Annotated in this window: 26 protein-coding genes; 15 read left to right on the top strand and 11 right to left on the bottom strand. The window is 60.6% G+C overall.

The annotated features are described in order from the left end of the window. Window positions 1–5: 5 nt before the first annotated feature. Window positions 6–866: a carbon-nitrogen hydrolase family protein gene (locus AC07NR_RS23600; protein WP_495079587.1), complete on the top strand. Its 861-nt coding sequence runs from the start codon at window positions 6–8 to the stop codon at window positions 864–866. Between the two features lie 5 nt (window positions 867–871). Next, the gene (gene tldD / locus AC07NR_RS23605; RefSeq protein WP_248738309.1) at window positions 872–2,314 is read left to right on the top strand and encodes a metalloprotease TldD; all 1,443 of its coding nucleotides are present in this window, start codon (window positions 872–874) and stop codon (window positions 2,312–2,314) included. A 51-nt stretch (window positions 2,315–2,365) separates the two neighbouring features. Here the strand turns inward: tldD and yjgA are convergent, their stop codons facing one another. Continuing rightward, the gene (gene yjgA / locus AC07NR_RS23610; RefSeq protein ID WP_085711793.1) at window positions 2,366–2,890 is read right to left on the bottom strand and encodes a ribosome biogenesis factor YjgA; all 525 of its coding nucleotides are present in this window, start codon (window positions 2,888–2,890) and stop codon (window positions 2,366–2,368) included. A 108-nt stretch (window positions 2,891–2,998) separates the two neighbouring features. Here yjgA and pmbA point away from each other — a divergent pair, with 108 nt between their 5' ends. From pmbA to AC07NR_RS23640, 6 genes are all read left to right on the top strand, one after another. Further along, the gene (pmbA, locus tag AC07NR_RS23615; protein WP_495079588.1) at window positions 2,999–4,345 is read left to right on the top strand and encodes a metalloprotease PmbA; all 1,347 of its coding nucleotides are present in this window, start codon (window positions 2,999–3,001) and stop codon (window positions 4,343–4,345) included. A gap of 161 nt (window positions 4,346–4,506) precedes the next feature. Beyond that, window positions 4,507–4,914 carry a FagA protein gene (locus tag AC07NR_RS23620; RefSeq protein ID WP_085608076.1) on the top strand — a complete coding sequence of 136 codons (408 nt, stop codon included), beginning with the start codon at window positions 4,507–4,509 and terminating at the stop codon, window positions 4,912–4,914. Further along, on the top strand, window positions 4,895–6,271 hold the full coding sequence (locus AC07NR_RS23625) for a class II fumarate hydratase (RefSeq protein ID WP_495079589.1): 1,377 nt from the start codon (window positions 4,895–4,897) through the stop codon (window positions 6,269–6,271). The genes AC07NR_RS23620 and AC07NR_RS23625 overlap by 20 nt, the downstream gene beginning before the upstream one ends. Window positions 6,272–6,298: 27 nt before the next feature. Continuing rightward, window positions 6,299–6,739 carry a DUF2753 family protein gene (locus AC07NR_RS23630; RefSeq protein WP_495079590.1) on the top strand — a complete coding sequence of 147 codons (441 nt, stop codon included), beginning with the start codon at window positions 6,299–6,301 and terminating at the stop codon, window positions 6,737–6,739. A gap of 1 nt (window position 6,740) precedes the next feature. After that, window positions 6,741–7,352: a superoxide dismutase gene (locus tag AC07NR_RS23635; RefSeq protein WP_495079675.1), complete on the top strand. Its 612-nt coding sequence runs from the start codon at window positions 6,741–6,743 to the stop codon at window positions 7,350–7,352. A gap of 30 nt (window positions 7,353–7,382) precedes the next feature. Then, on the top strand, window positions 7,383–8,276 hold the full coding sequence (locus AC07NR_RS23640; RefSeq protein ID WP_305836627.1) for a ZIP family metal transporter: 894 nt from the start codon (window positions 7,383–7,385) through the stop codon (window positions 8,274–8,276). A 38-nt stretch (window positions 8,277–8,314) separates the two neighbouring features. On the opposite strand, the gene AC07NR_RS23645 is transcribed toward AC07NR_RS23640, so the two are convergent. From AC07NR_RS23645 to AC07NR_RS23690, 10 genes are all read right to left on the bottom strand, one after another. Further along, window positions 8,315–8,590 carry an HPr family phosphocarrier protein gene (locus AC07NR_RS23645; RefSeq protein WP_085711786.1) on the bottom strand — a complete coding sequence of 92 codons (276 nt, stop codon included), beginning with the start codon at window positions 8,588–8,590 and terminating at the stop codon, window positions 8,315–8,317. A 15-nt stretch (window positions 8,591–8,605) separates the two neighbouring features. After that, window positions 8,606–9,463, bottom strand: coding sequence for an RNase adapter RapZ (gene rapZ / locus AC07NR_RS23650; RefSeq protein ID WP_096818961.1), 858 nt, complete (start codon window positions 9,461–9,463; stop codon window positions 8,606–8,608). A gap of 2 nt (window positions 9,464–9,465) precedes the next feature. Further along, window positions 9,466–9,930, bottom strand: coding sequence for a PTS IIA-like nitrogen regulatory protein PtsN (ptsN, locus tag AC07NR_RS23655; protein ID WP_085711784.1), 465 nt, complete (start codon window positions 9,928–9,930; stop codon window positions 9,466–9,468). 11 nt (window positions 9,931–9,941) lie between these two features. Next, entirely contained in the window at window positions 9,942–10,250 is a 309-nt protein-coding gene (gene hpf, locus AC07NR_RS23660) for a ribosome hibernation-promoting factor, HPF/YfiA family (protein ID WP_007953578.1), read from the bottom strand. 73 nt (window positions 10,251–10,323) lie between these two features. Then, the gene (locus AC07NR_RS23665; protein ID WP_085711783.1) at window positions 10,324–11,817 is read right to left on the bottom strand and encodes an RNA polymerase factor sigma-54; all 1,494 of its coding nucleotides are present in this window, start codon (window positions 11,815–11,817) and stop codon (window positions 10,324–10,326) included. 186 nt (window positions 11,818–12,003) lie between these two features. Next, the gene (lptB, locus tag AC07NR_RS23670) at window positions 12,004–12,729 is read right to left on the bottom strand and encodes an LPS export ABC transporter ATP-binding protein (RefSeq protein ID WP_007953572.1); all 726 of its coding nucleotides are present in this window, start codon (window positions 12,727–12,729) and stop codon (window positions 12,004–12,006) included. Then, window positions 12,729–13,274 (bottom strand): lipopolysaccharide transport periplasmic protein LptA, encoded by a 546-nt coding sequence (gene lptA / locus AC07NR_RS23675; protein WP_248738306.1) that lies wholly within the window; start codon window positions 13,272–13,274, stop codon window positions 12,729–12,731. The genes lptB and lptA overlap by 1 nt, the downstream gene beginning before the upstream one ends. Continuing rightward, on the bottom strand, window positions 13,261–13,833 hold the full coding sequence (lptC, locus tag AC07NR_RS23680; RefSeq protein ID WP_114881429.1) for an LPS export ABC transporter periplasmic protein LptC: 573 nt from the start codon (window positions 13,831–13,833) through the stop codon (window positions 13,261–13,263). Before lptC ends, lptA begins: the two co-directional genes overlap by 14 nt. An 8-nt stretch (window positions 13,834–13,841) precedes the next feature. Then, on the bottom strand, window positions 13,842–14,366 hold the full coding sequence (locus tag AC07NR_RS23685; RefSeq protein WP_039769294.1) for a KdsC family phosphatase: 525 nt from the start codon (window positions 14,364–14,366) through the stop codon (window positions 13,842–13,844). Next, window positions 14,367–15,341, bottom strand: a complete 975-nt coding sequence (locus AC07NR_RS23690) for a KpsF/GutQ family sugar-phosphate isomerase (RefSeq protein WP_085711780.1) — start codon at window positions 15,339–15,341, stop codon at window positions 14,367–14,369. It lies immediately after the preceding gene. Window positions 15,342–15,616: 275 nt separating this feature from the next. Between AC07NR_RS23690 and AC07NR_RS23695 the strand changes: the two genes are divergently transcribed. The 7 genes from AC07NR_RS23695 (at window position 15,617) to murA (ending at window position 20,297) form a co-directional block, all read left to right on the top strand. Next, window positions 15,617–16,426: an ATP-binding cassette domain-containing protein gene (locus AC07NR_RS23695; protein WP_085711779.1), complete on the top strand. Its 810-nt coding sequence runs from the start codon at window positions 15,617–15,619 to the stop codon at window positions 16,424–16,426. Continuing rightward, window positions 16,426–17,223, top strand: coding sequence for a lipid asymmetry maintenance ABC transporter permease subunit MlaE (gene mlaE / locus AC07NR_RS23700; protein ID WP_085711778.1), 798 nt, complete (start codon window positions 16,426–16,428; stop codon window positions 17,221–17,223). The genes AC07NR_RS23695 and mlaE overlap by 1 nt, the downstream gene beginning before the upstream one ends. After that, window positions 17,223–17,690, top strand: a complete 468-nt coding sequence (gene mlaD, locus AC07NR_RS23705; protein WP_085711777.1) for an outer membrane lipid asymmetry maintenance protein MlaD — start codon at window positions 17,223–17,225, stop codon at window positions 17,688–17,690. The genes mlaE and mlaD overlap by 1 nt, the downstream gene beginning before the upstream one ends. 11 nt (window positions 17,691–17,701) lie before the next feature. Further along, entirely contained in the window at window positions 17,702–18,352 is a 651-nt protein-coding gene (locus AC07NR_RS23710) for an MlaC/ttg2D family ABC transporter substrate-binding protein (protein ID WP_085711776.1), read from the top strand. Next, window positions 18,349–18,654, top strand: a complete 306-nt coding sequence (locus AC07NR_RS23715; RefSeq protein WP_085711775.1) for an STAS domain-containing protein — start codon at window positions 18,349–18,351, stop codon at window positions 18,652–18,654. The genes AC07NR_RS23710 and AC07NR_RS23715 overlap by 4 nt, the downstream gene beginning before the upstream one ends. 115 nt (window positions 18,655–18,769) lie before the next feature. Beyond that, window positions 18,770–19,009, top strand: coding sequence for a BolA family protein (locus tag AC07NR_RS23720; protein WP_096818978.1), 240 nt, complete (start codon window positions 18,770–18,772; stop codon window positions 19,007–19,009). Between the two features lie 22 nt (window positions 19,010–19,031). After that, window positions 19,032–20,297 carry a UDP-N-acetylglucosamine 1-carboxyvinyltransferase gene (gene murA, locus AC07NR_RS23725; protein WP_248738304.1) on the top strand — a complete coding sequence of 422 codons (1,266 nt, stop codon included), beginning with the start codon at window positions 19,032–19,034 and terminating at the stop codon, window positions 20,295–20,297. Window positions 20,298–20,397: the final 100 nt, after the last annotated feature.

Genomic DNA, 20,397 nt, shown 5'->3' on the forward strand with positions numbered 1-20,397 from the left:
TCGCCATGTCTTTTGCGGTGATTCAAATGGTCAGCCAGAGCGACGTGCTGGCCAATCTGCGCGATTCCCGGCGTTTGCTCGAACAAGCGGCCAGCGCCGGCGCGAAGCTGGCGGTGCTGCCGGAAAACTTCGCCGCCATGGGGCGTCGCGACATCGCCGATATCGGCCGCTCCGAAGCACTCGGTGAAGGCCCGATCCTGCCGTGGTTGAAACAGACCGCCCGCGACCTCAAGTTATGGATAGTGGCCGGCACCTTGCCGTTGCCACCGGCGGGGCAACCTGAAGCGAAGTCAAATGCCTGCTCGTTGCTGGTGGACGATCAGGGCGAAATCGTTGCCCGCTATGACAAGTTGCATCTGTTCGATGTGGACGTGGCGGACAATCGTGGGCGTTACCGCGAATCCGATGACTATGCTTATGGCAGTAACGTGGTCGTGGCGGACACGCCGGTCGGCCGACTGGGGCTGACGGTGTGTTACGACCTGCGTTTCCCGGAGCTGTACAGCGAATTGCGTGCTGCCGGTGCTGAACTGATTACCGCTCCGTCGGCCTTCACTGCGGTGACGGGAGCGGCGCACTGGGACGTGTTGATCCGGGCACGGGCAATTGAAACCCAGTGCTACGTGCTGGCGGCGGCCCAGGGCGGAACGCATCCGGGGCCACGAGAAACCTTTGGCCACGGGGCGATTATCGATCCGTGGGGCCGCGTGCTGGCGCAGCAGGAACAAGGCGAAGCCGTGTTGCTGGCCGAGCGCGACAGCAACGAACAGGCGTCCATCCGGGCGCGAATGCCGGTGACAGGTCATCGGCGGTTTTTTTCGCAGGGCGCACAGCGACCTGCTTCAGAACACGAATTTAAGGCGTAAAACCTATGAGCGAGTTGTTGTCCTCAGTCAGTGATCACCTATTGGCGCCCGGCGGCGTGACGATCGAGAGCCTGCAAGGCGTGCTCGGTGATCTGGCGGGCCCAGGCATCGATGCGGCCGACCTGTATTTCCAGGGGCAGATTTCCGAGTCCTGGTCGCTGGAAGACGGCATCGTCAAAGAAGGCAGTTTCAACCTCGACCAGGGTGTCGGCGTGCGTGCGCAATCCGGCGAGAAAACCGGTTTTGCCTACAGCAACGCGATCACCCTCGAAGCCCTCGGCGCGGCGGCCCGTGCGGCCCGTTCGATTTCCCGCGCCGGGCAGAACGGCACCGTGCAGGCGTTCAGCACCCAGGACGTTGCTCAGTTGTATGCGCCGGACAACCCGCTGGAAGTGCTGAGCCGCGCCGAAAAAGTCGAACTGCTCAAACGGATCGACGTCGCGACCCGCGCCCTCGACCCGCGTATCCAGCAGGTCAGCGTGAGCATGGCCGGGGTCTGGGAACGGATTCTGGTGGCCTCGACCGACGGCGGCCTGGCGGCCGACGTGCGTCCGCTGGTGCGTTTCAATGTCAGCGTGATCGTCGAGCAGAACGGTCGTCGCGAACGTGGCGGCCATGGCGGCGGCGGGCGTACCGACTACCGTTATTTCCTCGCCGACGACCGTGCCATGGGCTACGCCCGTGAAGCGTTGCGTCAGGCGCTGGTGAACCTGGAAGCGATTCCGGCACCGGCTGGCACCTTGCCGGTCGTCCTGGGCTCGGGCTGGTCCGGCGTGCTGCTGCACGAAGCGGTCGGCCACGGTCTGGAGGGTGACTTCAACCGCAAGGGCAGCTCGGCCTATAGCGGGCGCATGGGTGAGATGGTTGCATCCAAGCTCTGCACCATCGTCGATGACGGCACGCTGGCCGGTCGTCGCGGTTCCCTGAGCGTCGACGACGAAGGCACGCCGACCGAGTGCACCACGCTGATCGAAAACGGTGTGCTCAAGGGCTACATGCAGGACAAACTCAATGCGCGTCTGATGGGCGTCGCCCGCACCGGCAACGGTCGCCGTGAATCCTACGCACACCTGCCGATGCCACGGATGACCAACACCTACATGCTGGGTGGCCAGAGCGATCCGGCGGAAATCATCGCGTCGGTGAAGAAGGGCATCTACTGCGCCAACCTCGGTGGCGGTCAGGTCGACATCACCAGCGGCAAGTTTGTGTTCTCCACCAGCGAGGCTTACCTGATCGAAGACGGCAAGATCACCGCGCCGGTCAAAGGCGCGACGTTGATCGGCAACGGCCCGGAAGCGATGAGCCGGGTGTCGATGGTCGGTAACGATCTGGCGCTGGACAGCGGTGTGGGCACTTGTGGCAAGGACGGGCAATCGGTGCCGGTGGGCGTGGGTCAGCCGACGCTGAAAATCGATGCGATCACCGTGGGTGGCACGGGCGCGTAAGAAAGGATGGAGCTTCGGGTGGCGCGCGGTGCGGCCACCCGGTGGCGAATATCAACGCAGACCGCGTTGAGTCTCGTCCAGCTCACGGATGTACTTGAAGATTTTACGGCTCGAGGCAGGAGGCTTGTTATGCGCAACCTCGTGCTGGGCCTGACGGATCAGGGAACGCAGTTGCTGGCGGTCGGCGTCCGGGTACTCGACGACGAATTTCTCCAGCACGGCATCGTCACCGCTGATCAAGCGGTCGCGCCAGCGTTCGAGGTTGTGGAAACGCTCGTTGTACTGACGGGTAGAGGCATCGAGTTGATCGAGCAAGGTGAGAATCGCGTCAGTGTCCTGATCGCGCATCAGTTTGCCGATGAACTGCAAGTGCCGTTTACGCGCGATGTTCGCGGTGTGCTTGGGCGCATCGGCCAGGGCCCGGCGCAAAGCGTCGGTCAATGGCAGTTTCGCCTGCAAGTCGGGCTTGAGCGTTGTAAGGCGCTCGCCAAGGTCAACCAGAGCATGCAGCTCGCGTTTGACCTGGGATTTGCTTTTTTCTCCCGTATCGAGGGAGTCGTCGTAAGAATCAACCATGGTGGCAGTCCGCAAAGAAACGCCGCCATGATAACCAGTCGGGGGCCGCTTGTCCGGCCCGGTCGCTCGAAGGCCCCAGCCGAAAGCAGAATTTGAGTGGAGATGAGCATGAGTGCAGTTGAAAGCGTCGGCCCACAGGCATTGCCGGCACTGCTGGAACAGGTCGAGCAGATCATCGCCGAAGCCAAGCGTCAGGGCGCCAGTGCCTGCGAAGTGGCGGTGTCGCTGGAGCAGGGCCTGTCGACCTCCGTGCGTCAGCGTGAAGTCGAAACGGTCGAGTTCAACCGCGATCAGGGTTTTGGCATCACCTTGTATGTCGGCCAGCGCAAGGGCTCGGCCAGCACTTCCGCCACCGGGCCGGATGCGATTCGCGAAACCGTCGCTGCGGCGCTGGCGATTGCCAAACACACTTCCGAAGACGAAGCCTCGGGACTGGCCGATGCCGCGCTGATGGCCAGGGATATTCAGGATTTCGACCTGTTCCACCAATGGGACATCACCCCGGAACAAGCCATCGAGAAAGCATTGCTCTGCGAAGCCGCGGCGTTCGACGCCGATGCCCGCATCAAGAACGCCGATGGCACCACGTTGAGCACTCATCAGGGCTGCCGCGTGTACGGCAACAGCCACGGTTTCATCGGTGGTTACGCGTCGACCCGGCATAGCCTGAGCTGCGTGATGATCGCCGAGGCCGATGGCCAGATGCAGCGTGATTACTGGTACGACGTGAATCGCCAGGGCAGTTTGCTGGCCGACCCGGTGAGCATCGGTCAGCGTGCTGCACAGCGTGCCGCGAGCCGTCTGGGCGCGCGTCCGGTGCCAACCTGCGAAGTGCCGGTGCTGTTTTCGGCGGAGCTGGCGGGCGGATTGTTCGGCAGCTTCCTGTCGGCGATTTCCGGCGGCAGTCTGTACCGCAAGTCGTCGTTCCTTGAGGGCACGCTGGGGCATAAGCTGTTCCCGGAGTGGCTGACCATCGACGAGCGCCCGCACCTGATGCGTGCCATGGGCAGTGCGTCGTACGACGGTGACGGTCTGGCGACCTATGCCAAACCGTTCGTCGAGAAGGGCGAACTGGTGTCGTACATCCTCGGCACCTACTCCGGTCGCAAACTCGGCATGCCGAGCACCGCCAACGCCGGCGGGGTGCACAACCTGTTCGTCACCCATGGTGATGAAGATCAGGCGGCTTTGTTGCGGCGCATGGGCCGTGGCCTGCTGGTCACCGAGTTGATGGGCCATGGGTTGAATATGGTGACCGGCGATTACTCGCGCGGTGCAGCGGGTTTCTGGGTCGAGAACGGTGAAATTCAGTTCGCGGTTCAGGAAGTGACCATCGCCGGCAACATGCGTGACATGTTCAAGCAGATCGTCGCGGTCGGTAACGATCTGGAACTGCGTAGCAACATTCGCACTGGTTCTGTGTTGATCGAGCGGATGACTGTCGCGGGCAGCTAAGCCCGGGCCAATACAAAAAGGCGCGCCACCCGATTGGGTGGCGCGCCTTTTTTGTGTCCGGAATTTATTAGAGCTGGTCGGGGGCAGCTAAAAAAGCCACTCTTGTTTTGGTTCTCATTATCATCTAATAATAAATCTCATTATCGGATGAGCCCAGGATCATGAGTTCTGCCTTGCACGAGCAGCCGTACCTTGAAAGCTGGCGCTGGATGAGCCGCCAGATCCGTTGCGCCATGGATCCCGACGAACCGCGTCTGATTGAACACTACCTGGCCGAAGGCCGGTATCTGGCCTGCTGCACGGCGACCTCGCCCTGGACCGTCGCTGAAACCTCTTTCCGTCTGCTGCTCGACACGGCCACCGACATCGCGTTGCCGTGGCACTGGCGCAGTCTCTGTCTCGATCAGGCCTGGCGCCCGCTGCGCGAGATGGAACGCCTGTCGCTATGCAAATGCCGGCTCAAACGCTGGCAAAGCTACACCTGGCAGCTCGCCACCTGCGAGTTGCAACCCTCGATTCCTCTCATTGAATTAGTCCAAGGATTTACCGATGACCAAGACACGTATTGAGCGCGACAGCATGGGCGAACTGCAGGTGCCGGTGGACGCTCTCTACGGCGCGCAGACCCAGCGCGCAGTGGATAACTTCCCGATCAGCGGCAAGCCGATGCCGACCCAATTCATCCGCGCGTTGATCCTGGCAAAAGCCGCTGCCGCCCGGGCCAACGTCGAACTCAATCAGCTCAGCGCCGCGCAAGGCAAGGCCATCAGCGACGCGGCCCAGGGGCTGCTTGAAGGTGACTTCATGCAGCATTTCCCGGTGGATATCTTCCAGACCGGTTCCGGCACCAGCTCCAACATGAACGCCAACGAAGTGATCGCCACCCTGGCCAGCCGTCTGCTCGACGAGCCAGTCAATCCTAACGATCACGTCAACTGCGGGCAGAGCAGCAACGACATCATCCCGACCACCATCCACGTCAGCGCGGCGCTGGCCCTGCACGAACAACTGCTGCCAGCGCTGCTGCACCTAGTGCAGGTGATCGAGCGCAAGTCCGAGCAGGTGCATCACCACGTCAAGACCGGCCGTACTCACTTGATGGACGCCATGCCGGTGCGCATGAGTCAGGTACTCAACGGTTGGGCGCAACAGCTCAAGGCCAATATCGGTCATCTGCAGGACTTGCTGCCAAGCCTGCAATCCCTGGCCCAGGGCGGCACGGCGGTCGGCACCGGGATCAATGCGCATCCGGAGTTCGCTGCGCGTTTCAGCCGCCAGCTCAGTCAGTTGACCAATGTCCAGTTCACCCCGGGCAAGGACCTGTTCGCGCTGATCGGTTCGCAGGACACCGCCGTGGCCGTGTCGGGCCAGCTCAAGGCCACCGCCGTGTCGTTGATGAAAATCGCCAACGACCTGCGCTGGATGAACTCCGGCCCGCTTGCCGGCCTTGGCGAAATCGAACTGGAAGGCCTGCAACCGGGTTCGTCGATCATGCCGGGCAAGGTCAATCCTGTGATTCCGGAAGCTACCGCCATGGTTGCCGCGCAAGTGATCGGCAATGACTCGGTGATCACCATCGCCGGTCAGTCGGGCAACTTCGAACTGAACGTGATGCTGCCGATCATCGCCCAGAACCTGCTGAGCAGCATCGAGTTGCTGGCCAATTCCAGCCGTCTGCTGGGTGACAAGGCGATTGCCAGCTTCAAGGTCAACGAGTCGCGACTCAAGGAAGCGCTGTCGCGCAACCCGATTCTGGTCACCGCGCTCAACCCGATCATCGGTTACCAGAAGGCCGCCGAAATCGCCAAGCGGGCCTACAAACAGGGTCGCCCAGTGATCGAAGTCGCGCTGGAACACACCGACCTGTCGCGCAGCCAGCTGGAAGAGTTGCTCAATCCCGAGAAACTCACCGCCGGCGGCGTGTAAGCACCGCAACCGCTTTGGAGGTTCACCATGGAGCACTGGAAACGCACGATCGAACGGGCCAATCGCTGCTTCATGCTGGGCGATCTGATCGATGCTCGTGAAGCCTATTTGCAAGCGCTGGCCCTGGCGCAAGTGTTGTTCGAGCGCTGGGCCGATGCCGACGAAGCGGTGGCGGCCTGTGTCATCTCTCATCACAACCTGGCGGATCTGCATCTGCGTCTGAACCAGCCGGAGGAGAGCGCCGAGTACCTGTGCGCGATCCATCAACGGCTGTTGCAGACCATGCAGGACGAGCGCCTGCGCCCGGCCCTGCGCGAAGCGGCGCTGCGCCAGAGCAGCAAGACCTATGTCGAACTGCTCAATTTCATCAGCGAACACGGCGAATACCCGCGCACCCAACGCTTGCTGCACCCGGATACCGGCAATGCGCGCCGCGCCCCAGCCCAACATCACCATGGAGTCCACTGAAATGGCTTTTACCCTGCCAGCCTTGCCTTACGCCTACGACGCACTGGAACCGCACATCGATGCGCAGACCATGGAGATCCACTACACCAAGCACCACCAGGCCTACATCAACAACCTGAACGCCGCGGTCGAGGGCACGGAATACGCCGAGTGGCCGGTGGAAAAACTGGTGGCCAGCGTTCAGCAACTGCCGGAAAAGCTGCGTGCGGCGGTGATCAATCAGGGCGGCGGTCATGCCAACCATTCACTGTTCTGGGAAGTGATGCTGCCAGGTGGTGGCGGCAAGCCGGACGGCGCGCTGGCCAGGGCGATCGATGAGCAGCTCGGCGGCCTCGACAGCTTCAAGGAAGCCTTCACCAAGGCAGCCTTGACCCGCTTCGGCAGCGGCTGGGCGTGGCTCAGTGTCACCCCCGACAAGAAACTGGTGGTGGAAAGCAGCGGCAACCAGGACAGCCCGCTGATGAACGGCAACACACCGATTCTCGGACTCGACGTGTGGGAACACGCCTACTACCTGCGTTATCAGAACCGCCGCCCGGAATACATCAGCGCGTTCTACAACGTGATCAACTGGCCTGAAGTCGCTGCGCGTTATCAGGCTGCACTGGTTTAAGTCTCCTATAAAAACAATCCAGGGCTGACTATGGGCACTGAAACACTGGCGATCGGAAGCGGACGAATGTTTCGTTACGCATTCGGATCGCTGCTGCTGTTGGCGGGCATGAGCTTGCTGGTGGCTCACGGGCTGGAATGGCTGAACCTGGAGCCGAAACTGTCCCGGGCATTGCAGGGTGGTGCGATCTGCGCGCTCGGCACGGCACTGGGGGCGGTTCCGGTGCTGGTGATTCGCAATATGCCGCAGGCGCTGGGCGACACGCTGCTGGGTTTTGGTGCCGGCGTGATGCTGGCGGCGACCGCGTTTTCGTTGATCGTGCCGGGGATTGCCGCCGCCGAAAGCCTTGGGCTGAGTCCTTGGGGCGCCAGTGGCCTGATCTGTTTCGGCATCATGCTCGGTGCTTTCGCTCTGTATCTGGTGGACCGCAGGCTGTCCGGCGCTTCACCGGAAATGCTCATCGGCACCGTCGAGCATCCGGTTATCCCGCCGCGAATCTGGCTGTTCGTGTTTGCCATCATTGCCCATAACATTCCGGAAGGCATGGCCGTCGGCGTCTCTGCGGGTGGCGGCATGCCGGACGCTGACAGCCTGGCGATGGGGATCGCCTTGCAGGATGTGCCGGAAGGGCTGGTGATTGCGCTGGTGCTGGCCGGGGCGGGGATGTCGCGGGTCAAGGCGTTTCTGATCGGGGCGGCGTCAGGTCTGGTCGAGCCGGTGTTCGCACTGCTGTGTGCGTGGCTGGTCAGTCTGGCGGAATTGTTGTTGCCCCTCGGATTGGCGCTGGCGGCCGGGGCAATGTTGTTGGTGGTGACCCACGAAGTGATCCCGGAATCGCGACGCAATGGTCACGACAAGCTGGCGAGCCTGGGATTGCTGATCGGCTTCTGCCTGATGATGGTGATGGACACGGCGTTGGGATAAGTGTGGCGAGAGACGTATCTCTCGCCACAAAGGACCTTTCAACCGCCTTCGTCGAAGTAGTTGTTGATCAGTGCCACCAGAGCATCCATGGCTTCCTGTTCCTGATGGCCTTCGGTGCTCAGATGGATCTTTGTGCCCTTGCCGGCAGCGAGCATCATCATCGCCATGATGCTTTTGCCATCTACCGTGGTTTCCGGGGTGCGACCCACTCTGATCGTGCAGTCGGGATACTGACCCGCCACGCCCACGAACTTTGCCGACGCCCGGGCATGCAGGCCCAGCTTGTTGATGATTTCGATTTCCAGAGCAGGCATCGCGGTGTGAATCCTTTAGCTGAGGTCGCGGTGGCGAACCTGGACGTTCTTCAGGGTTTTCTGCAGGGCCTGACCCAGGCGTTCGGTCAGGTAGACGGAACGGTGATGTCCGCCGGTGCAGCCAATGGCAATGGTCACGTAGGCACGGTTGCTCGCAGCGAAGCGCGGCAACCATTTGAACAGATACGCATAGATGTCCTGGAACATCTCTTCCACTTCCGGCTGTGCCGCCAGGTACTCGGCTACCGGCTCATCGAGCCCGGATTGCGCACGTAATTCCGGTTTCCAGTACGGGTTGGGCAGGCAGCGTACATCGAACACCAGATCCGCATCCACCGGCATGCCGCGTTTGAAACCGAACGACTCCACCAGAAACGCCGTACCCGGCTCCGGCTGGTTCAACAGCCGCAGCTTGATGGTGTCGCGCAACTGGTACAGGTTCAGATTGGTGGTGTTGACCTTCAGGTCGGCCAGATCGGCAATCGGGCCCAGAAGGGCTGTTTCATCGTTGATGGCTTCAGCCAGCGAGCGGTTGGCACTGCTCAGCGGGTGACGGCGACGGGTTTCCGAGAAGCGCTTGAGCAGGGTTTCTTCATCGGCATCCAGATACAGAACATCGCACTGGATGTGCCGGCTGCGGACTTCCTCGAGCAACTCCGGAAAGCGCGAAAGGTGGCTTGGCAGGTTGCGCGCGTCGATCGATACCGCGACCAGTGGCTGAGACAGTTCCGTATGAATCAGGGCGCGTTCTGCCAGTTCCGGCAGCAGGCCCGCCGGCAGATTGTCGATGCAGTAGTAGCCGTTGTCCTCAAGGACATCCAGGGCTGTGCTTTTGCCCGAGCCGGAGCGGCCACTGACGATGATCAAGCGCATGTTTAGTGCCCGTTTTGCTCGTCCAGGACAACCTGATACAAGGCTTCGTTGGTGGTGGCGCGACGCAGTTTTTCGCGTACTTCCTTGCGATCGAGCATGCTGGCGATCTGGCGCAGCAGTTCCAGGTGTGCATCGGTGGCAGCTTCCGGGACCAGCAGCACGAACAGCAGGTCCACCGGTGCGCCATCGATGGCATCGAAATCGATAGGTGCTTCAAGGTGCATCAAGGCACTGATGGGGGATTCACAACCCTTGAGGCGGCAATGGGGAATGGCGATGCCGTTGCCAAAACCGGTCGAACCGAGTTTTTCACGGGCAATCAGCGCCTCGAAGACATCTTGCATCTCCAGATCCGGTTTTTCCCGGGCGATCAGGTTGGCAATTTGTTCGAGGGCTTTCTTTTTACTGCCGCCCGGCACGTTCACCAGGGAACGGCCGGGGGTCAGGATGCTTTCAAGTCGGATCATGGGGGTGGGGGTTATCGACCGGTAGCGCCCTGAAGCAGGCTCTGGGTCTTTTCCTTATGCTTTTTGAGTTGTTTATCAAGCTTGTCGGTCAGCGCGTCGATCGCTGCGTACATGTCGGTATGTTCCGCGTTTGCGACGACCTCGTTGCCGGGAATATGCAGCGTGGCTTCGATTTTCTGCTTCAGCTTTTCGACGCACATCGTGACTTGCACGTTGGTGATCTTGTCGAAATGTCCCTCAAGCCTCTTGAGCTTCTGCTCAACGTATTCACGGAGAGGTTGGGTAACTTCCAGTTGGTGTCCACTGATGTTGACTTGCATACAGCTTCTCCTTCGTTGCCAGTGCATAAAGCGGCAGGCCGAAGAGCCTGCCACTGGAACGCTGTAACGTGGCTTACATCAACCGCTTGCGTTCGCTCGAAGGCGCGATCCCGAGGGATTCGCGGTACTTGGCGACGGTGCGGCGAGCCACCTGAATGCCTTGTGCCTCCAGTAAACCAGCGATCTTGCTGTCACTCAACGGCTTTTTCTGATTTTCCGCGGCGACCAGTTTCTTGATGATCGCGCGGATCGCCGTGGACGAGCATTCGCCGCCTTCGGAGGTGCTGACGTGGCTGGAGAAAAAGTATTTCAGTTCATATATGCCCCGGGGGGTATGCATGAATTTCTGCGTGGTCACCCGGGAAATCGTCGACTCGTGCATGCCGACTGCCTCGGCGATGTCATGCAGCACGAGTGGTTTCATCGCTTCGTCGCCGTATTCCAGGAAGCCGCGCTGATGCTCGACGATCTGGGTGGCAACCTTCATCAGGGTTTCGTTGCGGCTCTGCAGGCTCTTGATGAACCAGCGGGCTTCCTGCAACTGATTGCGCATGAAGGTATTGTCGGCGCTGGTGTCGGCGCGGCGGACGAAACCGGCGTATTGGGCGTTGACCCGCAGGCGCGGCACCGACTCCTGGTTCAGCTCGACCAGCCAGCGTTCGTTGTCTTTGCGCACGATGACGTCGGGCACCACGTATTCGGCTTCGGTGGATTCGATCTGTGAGCCGGGGCGCGGGTTGAGGCTCTGGACCAGTTCGATGACCTGGCGCAGTTCATCTTCCTTGAGCTTCATGCGGCGCATCAGCTGGCTGTAGTCGCGGCTGCCGAGCAGGTCGATGTAATCGGTGACCAGTCGCTTGGCTTCGGCCAGCCAAGGGGTCTTGGCCGACAGCTGGCGCAATTGCAGCAGCAGACATTCGCCCAGGTTGCGTGCGCCAATGCCGGCGGGTTCGAATTGCTGGATGCGGTGCAGGACGGCTTCGATCTCGTCCAGCTCGATGTCGAGCTCTGGATCAAAGGCGTCGAGGATTTCTTCGAGGGTTTCGTCGAGGTAGCCCTGATTGTTGATGCAATCGATCAGGGTCACGGCGATCAGGCGATCGGTGTCGGACATCGGCGCCAGGTTCAACTGCCACAGCAGGTGGCTTTGCAGGCTTTCGCCGGCGGAGGTGCGGGTGGTGAAATCCCACTCGTCGTCATCACTGCTCGGCAGGCTGCTGGCGCTGGTCTGATAGACGTCTTCCCAGGCGGTGTCGACAGGCAGTTCGTTGGGGATTCGCTCGTTCCATTCGCCGTCTTCGAGATTGTCGACCGTCGGCGCGGTTTCCTGGTAGGAAGGTTCCTGGATCTCGGTATTGGGCTTCTGTTCGGCGTTGTCGGCCAGCGGGTCGGAATTGTCGAAGTCGTCGCCGTCTTCCTGGCGTTCGAGCATCGGGTTGGATTCCAGAGCCTCCTGGATTTCCTGTTGCAGATCCAGGGTCGACAATTGGAGCAGGCGGATGGCCTGTTGCAGCTGCGGTGTCATCGTCAGCTGCTGGCCCATTCTCAAGACTAGCGATGGTTTCATGGCAGGGGCTTAACACCTTATTCGCCGGCGCTATGCGCCATCCACTACAGGGCGCCGAGGCGCCAAACTTAAGCAAATTATATGCCTGAAACTGTCGTGTTTGCCTAGAGCGCTGTAACAATAAAAGCGTATAAAAACGCGCTTCAACGTTACAGCACCCGGACGGCTGGTCGAATGCTGTCGCGCTTACAGGCGGAACTCGTGACCCAGATACACTTCCTTCACCAGATCGTTGGCGAGGATGGTCGCGGAGTCGCCTTCGGCGATCAGCTGGCCGTCATTGACGATGTACGCCGTTTCGCAGATATCCAGCGTCTCGCGGACGTTGTGGTCGGTGATCAGTACACCGATGCCCTTGGCCTTGAGATGGTGAATGATCTGCTTGATGTCGCCCACGGAGATCGGGTCGACACCGGCGAACGGTTCGTCGAGCAGGATGAATTTCGGTGCGGTGGCCAGTGCGCGGGCGATTTCCACCCGGCGACGTTCGCCACCGGACAGGCTCATGCCGAGGTTGTCGCGGATATGGCTGATGTGGAATTCCTGCAGCAGGCTTTCCAGCTCCTTGCGACGGCCGGCCTTGTCGAGCTCCTGACGGGTCTCGAGGATGGCCATGATGTTGTCGGCCACCGACAGCTTGCGGAAGATCGAGGCTTCCTGCGGCAGATAGCCGATACCGGCCTTGGCGCGGCCGTGCATCGGCTGGTGGCTGACGTCCAGGTCGTCGATCAGCACGCGACCCTGATCGGCCTGCACCAGGCCGACGATCATGTAGAAGCAGGTGGTCTTGCCGGCGCCGTTGGGGCCGAGCAGACCGACGATCTGACCGCTGTCGATCGACAGGCTGACGTCACGCACGACCTGGCGGCTTTTATAGGCCTTGGCCAGGTGCTGAGCTTTCAGGGTTGCCATTACTGGGTTTTCTCGTCGGTTTTCTTCTTCGGCTGGATCACCATGTCGATGCGCGGACGCGTTTCGGTGACCTTGTTGCCGGTAGCGCGACCGGCGCTGGCGAGTTTTTTCACCGTGTCATAGACGATCTTCTCGCCCTGAGTGGTGTTGTTGTCCTTGTCGACGACCTTGGCCTTGTCGATCAGTACGACGCGGTTTTGCTGCGCGTGGTACTGAATGGTCACGCCCCAACCCTGGACGGGTTTGGTGTCGCCAGCGGTTTGCAGTTGTTCGAAATAGGCCAGGTTGCCTACCGAAGTCACCACGTCGATCTCGCCGGCCGGGTTGCGCGTCAGCGTTACGGTGTCGCCTTTGACGATCATCGAACCCTGGGTGATGATCACGGCGCCCTTGTAAGTGGCAACGCCATTCTTGTCGTCCAGCTGGGCATCGTCGGCCTGAATGCGGATTGGCTGCTCCTGATCGTTCGGCAGAGCCCAGGCGCTCACGCTTCCCAGTGCTGCGCCCAGACTGAGCAAAATAGGGAGGGTTTTAACGAGCCTCATACTGTCCTCTTACGTTCGATAGCAGGTGTATCCTGCTTTCCTTCAAATACGCTTTCATTCCCACGCCGGTCGATACACCGCCAGCGCCGTCGATTCTAACGGGTTGCTGGGTCTGCGCATATTGCTGCTGAGGGAACACCGTCATTCGGGTGCTGGTGATCAGGGTGTCGCGGTTCTTTTCATCGGTGCGCTTGACGCGAACCGAGTCGATCAGTTCGACCTCGGTGCCGCCGGAATTCACTTCACCGCGCTCGCTGGTCACGTGCCACGGGAAGTCGGTGCCGCGAAACATGTTCAGGTCGGGTTTGGTGACCAGTGTAATGTCGGTCGCCTTGACGTGCTCGGCCTTGTCGGAGGTCATTTCGTACTGCACCTTGCCGTCTTCCAGGTATTGCAAGGTGTGGGTGTTGGTCGCATACCAGTCGATCGGGCTCTCTTCTGCCGAGACAGGAGGCTTGTCGAGGAAGCGTTCCGGGCTGATGTTCCAGTAGCCGACCGCGCCGAAAATGGCGGCGATGCAACCGAACAGCAGGATGTTGCGAAACTTTTTGCTAAACATGGTTTGACTCACAGGTACGCATTGTTGGCGGCATCGAGGCTGCCCTGGGCGCGCAGGATCAGTTCGCAGAATTCACGGGCGGCGCCCTCGCCACCACGGGCCTGGGTAACGCCATGGGCATGCTCGCGCACAAAGGGGGCCGCGTTGGCCACCGCCATGCCAAGCCCCACCCGGCGGATCACCGGCAGGTCGGGCAGGTCGTCACCGAGATAGGCGACCTGTTCATAGCTTAGGCCCAGTTGCTCGAGAAGGCCGTCGAGGACGACGAGTTTGTCTTCACGGCCCTGAAACAGGTGCGGAATACCGAGATTTTTTGCCCGACGCTCGACCACCGGGGTCTTGCGACCGCTGATGATGGCGGTCTGTACGCCCGCGTTCATCAGCATTTTGATGCCCTGGCCGTCGAGTGTATTGAAGGTCTTGAACTCGCTGCCGTCTTCAAGGAAGTACAGGCGTCCGTCGGTGAGGACACCGTCGACGTCGAAAACCGCCAGTTTGATGGCTTTGCCGCGTTGCAGCAGATCGGTGCTCATTTACATCACTCCTGCGCGCAGCAGGTCGGAGAGGTTGAAGGCGCCGATCGGGCGATCGTCCTCATCCACGACGACAAGCGCGTTGATTCGATGGTCTTCCATGATTTTCAGGGCCTCGGCGGCCAGCATTTCGGCGCGGGCGGTCTTGCCGTGCACGGTCATCACCTGATCGATGGTCGCGCTGTGGATATCAATGCTGCGATCCAGTGTGCGGCGCAGGTCGCCGTCGGTGAAGATCCCGGCAAGCTTGCCGTCGGCCTCGAGAATGACGGTCATACCCAGACCCTTGCGGGTCATTTCCATCAGTGCGTCCTTGAGCAGGGTGCCGCGTTGTACCTGCGGCAGCTCCTGTCCGGCGTGCATGACGTTTTCCACTTTCAGCAGCAGGCGTCGGCCGAGTGCGCCACCCGGGTGGGAAAAGGCGAAATCTTCGGCGGTGAAACCGCGGGCTTCCAGCAGCGCCACGGCCAGGGCATCGCCCATGACCAGTGCGGCGGTGGTCGAGGAGGTCGGCGCCAGGTTCAGCGGGCAGGCTTCGTGCTCGACGTGAACGTTGAGATTGACCTCGGCCGCTTTTGCCAGCGGCGATTGCGGGTTGCCGGTCACACTGATCAACTGGATGCCCAGGCGCTTGATCAGCGGCAGCAGGGTGACGATTTCGTTGGTGGAACCGGAGTTCGACAAGGCCAGGATCACGTCGTCACGGGTGATCATGCCCATGTCGCCGTGGCTGGCTTCGGCCGGGTGCACGAAAAACGCCGGGGTGCCGGTGCTGGCCAGGGTCGCGGCGATCTTGTTGCCGATGTGCCCGGACTTGCCCATGCCGACCACCACTACACGGCCCTTGCTGGCCAGAATCATCTCGCAAGCGCGTACGAAATCGGCGTCGATATGGGGCAACAAGCCTTGTACGGCTTCCACTTCGAGGCGGATGGTGCGTTGTGCCGATTGAATCAGGTCGCTGGTTTGGCTCATGTCAGAAATCGTATAGCCCGATGAAAAGGCGGCGATTATAGCGGTTATGTTGAAAAGCCTCACGCAAGTTCGTCGTGCTTTGTCATTCCCGGTTACTAAAACCTCTTAATAGAAGCTTCGGGCCTGTCATATCGCTGAACGTGGCCGGGGAGAGGCCTTGGGCGCTTGCCCTTTGCAGTGATATAGTTCGCCGCCAGTTCGGCCTGCCCGGGATGTAGGGGCTTTCTCCAGAAAGCCAGGCGTCCGAGTGAGAGGCTGCATCGCAAGGAGTTTAGATGAGTGCCGATAACGCCTACGCGGTCGAGCTGAAGGGAGTCTCCTTCAAGCGCGGTGCGCGGAGCATTTTCAATAACGTCGATATCCGCATCCCGCGCGGCAAGGTCACCGGCATCATGGGGCCTTCCGGGTGTGGCAAGACCACGCTGCTGCGCCTGATGGGTGCCCAGTTGCGGCCATCGCAGGGCGAGGTCTGGGTCAACGGCCAGAACCTGCCGAAGCTGTCGCGCAGTGATCTGTTCGATGCGCGCAAGCACATGGGCGTGCTGTTCCAGAGCGGCGCGCTGTTCACCGATCTCGATGTGTTCGAGAACGTCGCCTTTCCCCTGCGCGTTCATACCCAGTTGCCGGAAGAAATGATCCGCGACATCGTGCTGCTCAAATTGCAGGCGGTCGGTCTGCGAGGCGCCATCGAGCTGATGCCCGATGAGCTGTCCGGCGGCATGAAGCGCCGCGTGGCTCTGGCCCGGGCGATTGCGCTCGATCCGCAGATTCTCATGTATGACGAACCGTTCGTCGGCCAGGACCCGATCGCCATGGGCGTTCTGGTGCGCCTGATCCGTCTGCTCAACGACGCGCTGGGGATCACCAGTATCGTGGTTTCCCACGATCTCGCCGAAACCGCGAGCATTGCCGATTACATCTATGTGGTGGGCGATGGTCAGGTGCTGGGGCAGGGTACGCCGGACGAGTTGATGAACTCGGATGAGCCGCGTATCCGTCAGTTCATGACCGGCGATCCCGATGGTCCGGTTCCGTATCACTTTCCAGCGACGGATTACCGCGCAGATCTTCTGGGGAAGCGTTGATGCGCAGAATCTCATTAATAGAACGCGTACGTCGGTTCGGCGAATCGGCTATCGATGCCGTCGGGGTATTTGGACGGGCGACGCTGTTCCTGTTTCATGCCCTGCTGGGGCGTGGTGGCATAGGCGGCGGTTTCGGCCTGCTGGTCAAGCAACTGCACTCGGTCGGCGTGATGTCGCTGGTGATTATCGTCGTTTCCGGGATTTTCATCGGCATGGTGCTGGCGCTGCAGGGGTTCAACATTCTGTCGAGCTATGGCTCGGAGCAGGCGGTGGGGCAGATGGTCGCCTTGACCTTGCTGCGTGAACTGGGCCCGGTGGTGACGGCGCTGCTGTTCGCCGGTCGTGCCGGTTCGGCGCTGACGGCGGAAATCGGCAACATGAAGTCCACCGAGCAGTTGTCCAGCCTGGAAATGATCGGTGTCGATCCGCTCAAGTACATCATCGCTCCGCGTCTGTGGGCCGGTTTCATTTCCCTCCCGGTGCTGGCGATGATCTTCAGCGTGGTCGGCATCTGGGGCGGTTCCTGGGTCGCGGTCGACTGGCTTGGCGTCTATGAAGGCTCCTACTGGGCGAACATGCAGAACAGCGTGAACTTCTCCAGCGATGTGCTCAACGGCGTGATCAAAAGTATCGTTTTCGCCTTTGTCGTGACCTGGATCGCCGTATTCCAAGGCTATGACTGCGAGCCCACTTCCGAGGGAATCAGTCGTGCCACCACCAAGACCGTAGTATTCGCCTCGCTGGCAGTGCTCGGCCTGGACTTTATTCTGACCGCTTTGATGTTTGGAGATTTCTGATGCAAAACCGCACCCTGGAAATCGGTGTCGGCCTGTTCCTGCTGGCAGGGATCCTGGCCTTGTTGCTGCTTGCCCTGCGGGTCAGTGGCCTGTCTCCGACTTCGACCACCGATACCTACAAGCTGTATGCCTACTTCGACAATATCGCCGGTCTGACGGTCAGAGCCAAAGTGACCATGGCCGGTGTGACCATCGGCAAGGTCACGGCGATCGATCTGGACCGCGACAGCTTTACCGGCCGGGTGACCCTGCTGGTGGATAAAAAGGTCGACAACCTGCCGACCGACTCCACAGCGTCTATCCTGACCGCTGGCCTGTTGGGCGAGAAGTACATCGGCATCAGCGTGGGCGGGGAAGAAACCCGGCTCAAGGATGGTGGAACCATTCACGACACCCAGTCGTCTCTGGTGCTGGAAGACCTGATCGGTAAATTCCTGCTCAATACCGTTAGCAAAGACGCCAAATGAGGAGCTTTTGAATGATCTCTACCTTGCGACGTGGCCTGTTGGTGTTGCTCGCGACACTGCCACTGCTGGCGAACGCTGCGCCTGGGCAGTCGGCGCACGATCTGGTCCAGGACACCACCAACCGGATGCTCGCCGATCTGGCGGCGAATAAAGAGAAGTACAAGCAGGACCCGCAGGACTTCTACACCGCGCTGAATACCATCGTGGGTCCGGTGGTGGATGCCGAAGGCATTTCCAAAAGCATCATGACGGTCAAGTACTCGCGCAAGGCAACCCCGGCGCAGATGCAGACCTTCCAGGAAAACTTCAAGCGTGGCCTGTTCCAGTTCTATGGCAACGCCTTGCTGGAATACAACAACCAGGGCATCACCGTCGATGCGCCGAAGGATGAGTCGGGCGACCGCACCAGTGTCGGCATGACCGTCAAGGGCAACAACGGCGCGATCTATCCGGTTCAGTACACGCTGGAGAAGATCAACGGCGAGTGGAAGCTGCGCAACGTGATCATCAACGGCATCAACATCGGCAAGCTGTTCCGTGACCAGTTCGCCGACGCGATGCAGCGCAACGGTAACGACCTGGACAAGACCATCAACGGCTGGGCCGGCGAAGTGGCCAAGGCCAAGCAGACCGCCGAGAAACAAGAGAAGCCTGCCCAATGACCGAGTCGGCCATTCGTCTGGACGAAGCCAGTCAGCTTCAGCTCACCGGTGTGCTGGATTACCGCACCGGTCCTGGCCTTCGGGAACAGGGCCGGGCGCTGATCAAGTCGTGCAATGCCCCGGCACTGGTGATCGATTGTTCGGCGGTGGAAAAGTCCAGCAGCGTCGGCCTGTCGTTGCTGCTGTGCTTCATTCGCGATGCGAAAGCCGCCGGCAAGGCGGTCAGCATCCGCGGGATGCCGGAAGACATGCGTGAAATCGCTCAGGTCAGCGAGCTGACCGAGCTGTTGGCGCAACCCTGAACCCGCATCTATAAAGAAGCCCCCCGTCAGAGTCCTGCGCAGCGGGGTTCGCAGGCGCGGGGCTTTTTTGTATGATGTCCGACCCGTGCGCACAGGGCGCCGATTGAGGTTGAGCATGCAGGCCGTAGAAGTGAAAAGCTTCCTTGAAGCAAATCTGCCCGGAACCCGGGTGGAAGTTGAAGGCGAAGGCTGCAACTTTCAGCTGAACGTGATTAGTGATGAACTGGCGGCGTTGAGCCCGGTCAAGCGTCAGCAAAGCATCTATGCCCATTTGAACCCATGGATCGCCGATGGCAGCATCCACGCGGTCACTATGAAATTTTTCAGCAGCGCGGCCTGGGCCGAGCGCACCTGAGCCCTAGGGCGTCGAGATTGTTATGGATAAATTGATTATTACCGGTGGCGCTCGTCTTGATGGCGAGATCCGCATTTCCGGGGCGAAGAACTCCGCCCTGCCGATCCTGGCCGCCACCTTGCTGTGCGATGGCCCGGTGACCGTCGGCAACCTGCCGCACCTGCACGACATCACCACCATGATCGAGCTGTTCGGTCGCATGGGCATCGAGCCTGTGATCGACGAGAAGCTCAGCGTCGAAATCGACCCGCGCACCATCAAGACCCTGGTCGCTCCGTACGAGCTGGTGAAAACCATGCGTGCGTCGATCCTGGTGCTTGGTCCGATGGTCGCCCGTTTCGGTGAAGCCGAAGTCGCCCTGCCTGGCGGTTGCGCCATCGGCTCGCGTCCGGTCGATCTGCACATCCGCGGCCTCGAAGCCATGGGTGCGATCATCGACGTCGAAGGCGGCTACATCAAGGCCAAGGCGCCTGAAGGCGGCCTGCGCGGTGCGCACTTCTTCTTCGATACCGTCAGCGTGACCGGTACCGAAAACATCATGATGGCCGCAGCTCTGGCCAAGGGTCGCAGCGTACTGCAGAACGCCGCTCGCGAACCAGAAGTGGTCGACCTGGCGAACTTCCTGAACGCCATGGGCGCCAAGGTTTCCGGCGCCGGTACCGATACCATCACCATCGATGGCGTCGAGCGTCTGGGTTCGGCCTTCTACAAGGTCATGCCTGACCGTATCGAAACCGGCACCTACCTGGTGGCCGCTGCGGTCACCGGTGGCCGTGTGAAGGTCAAGGACACCGATCCAACCATTCTCGAAGCCGTTCTGGAAAAACTCCGTGAAGCCGGTGCAGAAATCACCAGCGGCGAAGACTGGATCGAGCTGAACATGCACGGCAAACGCCCGAAAGCGGTCAACGTGCGTACCGCGCCGTACCCGGCGTTCCCGACCGACATGCAGGCGCAGTTCATCTCGCTCAACGCCATTGCCGAAGGCACCGGTGCAGTGATCGAGACGATCTTCGAAAACCGTTTCATGCACGTCTACGAACTGCACCGCATGGGCGCCAAGATCCAGGTCGAAGGCAACACCGCCATCGTCACCGGCACTGAAATCCTCAAGGGCGCGCCAGTGATGGCAACCGACCTGCGGGCTTCGGCCAGCCTGGTGATCTCGGCCCTGATGGCCGAAGGCGATACCCTGATCGACCGCATCTACCACATCGACCGTGGTTACGAGTGCATCGAGGAAAAACTGCAGATGCTGGGCGCCAAGATCCGTCGCGTTCCGGGCTAGTCGCTGCATCGGGACACAGGGAAGTGTCCGTTGAATTCGTTTTGATCGGGGGTGGTGACGCCCTCGATGTATGTCCGGCGCCGATTGCGACCGGACATGA

It is taken from the genome of Pseudomonas sp. GW821-FHT09C09 (assembly GCF_059418105.1).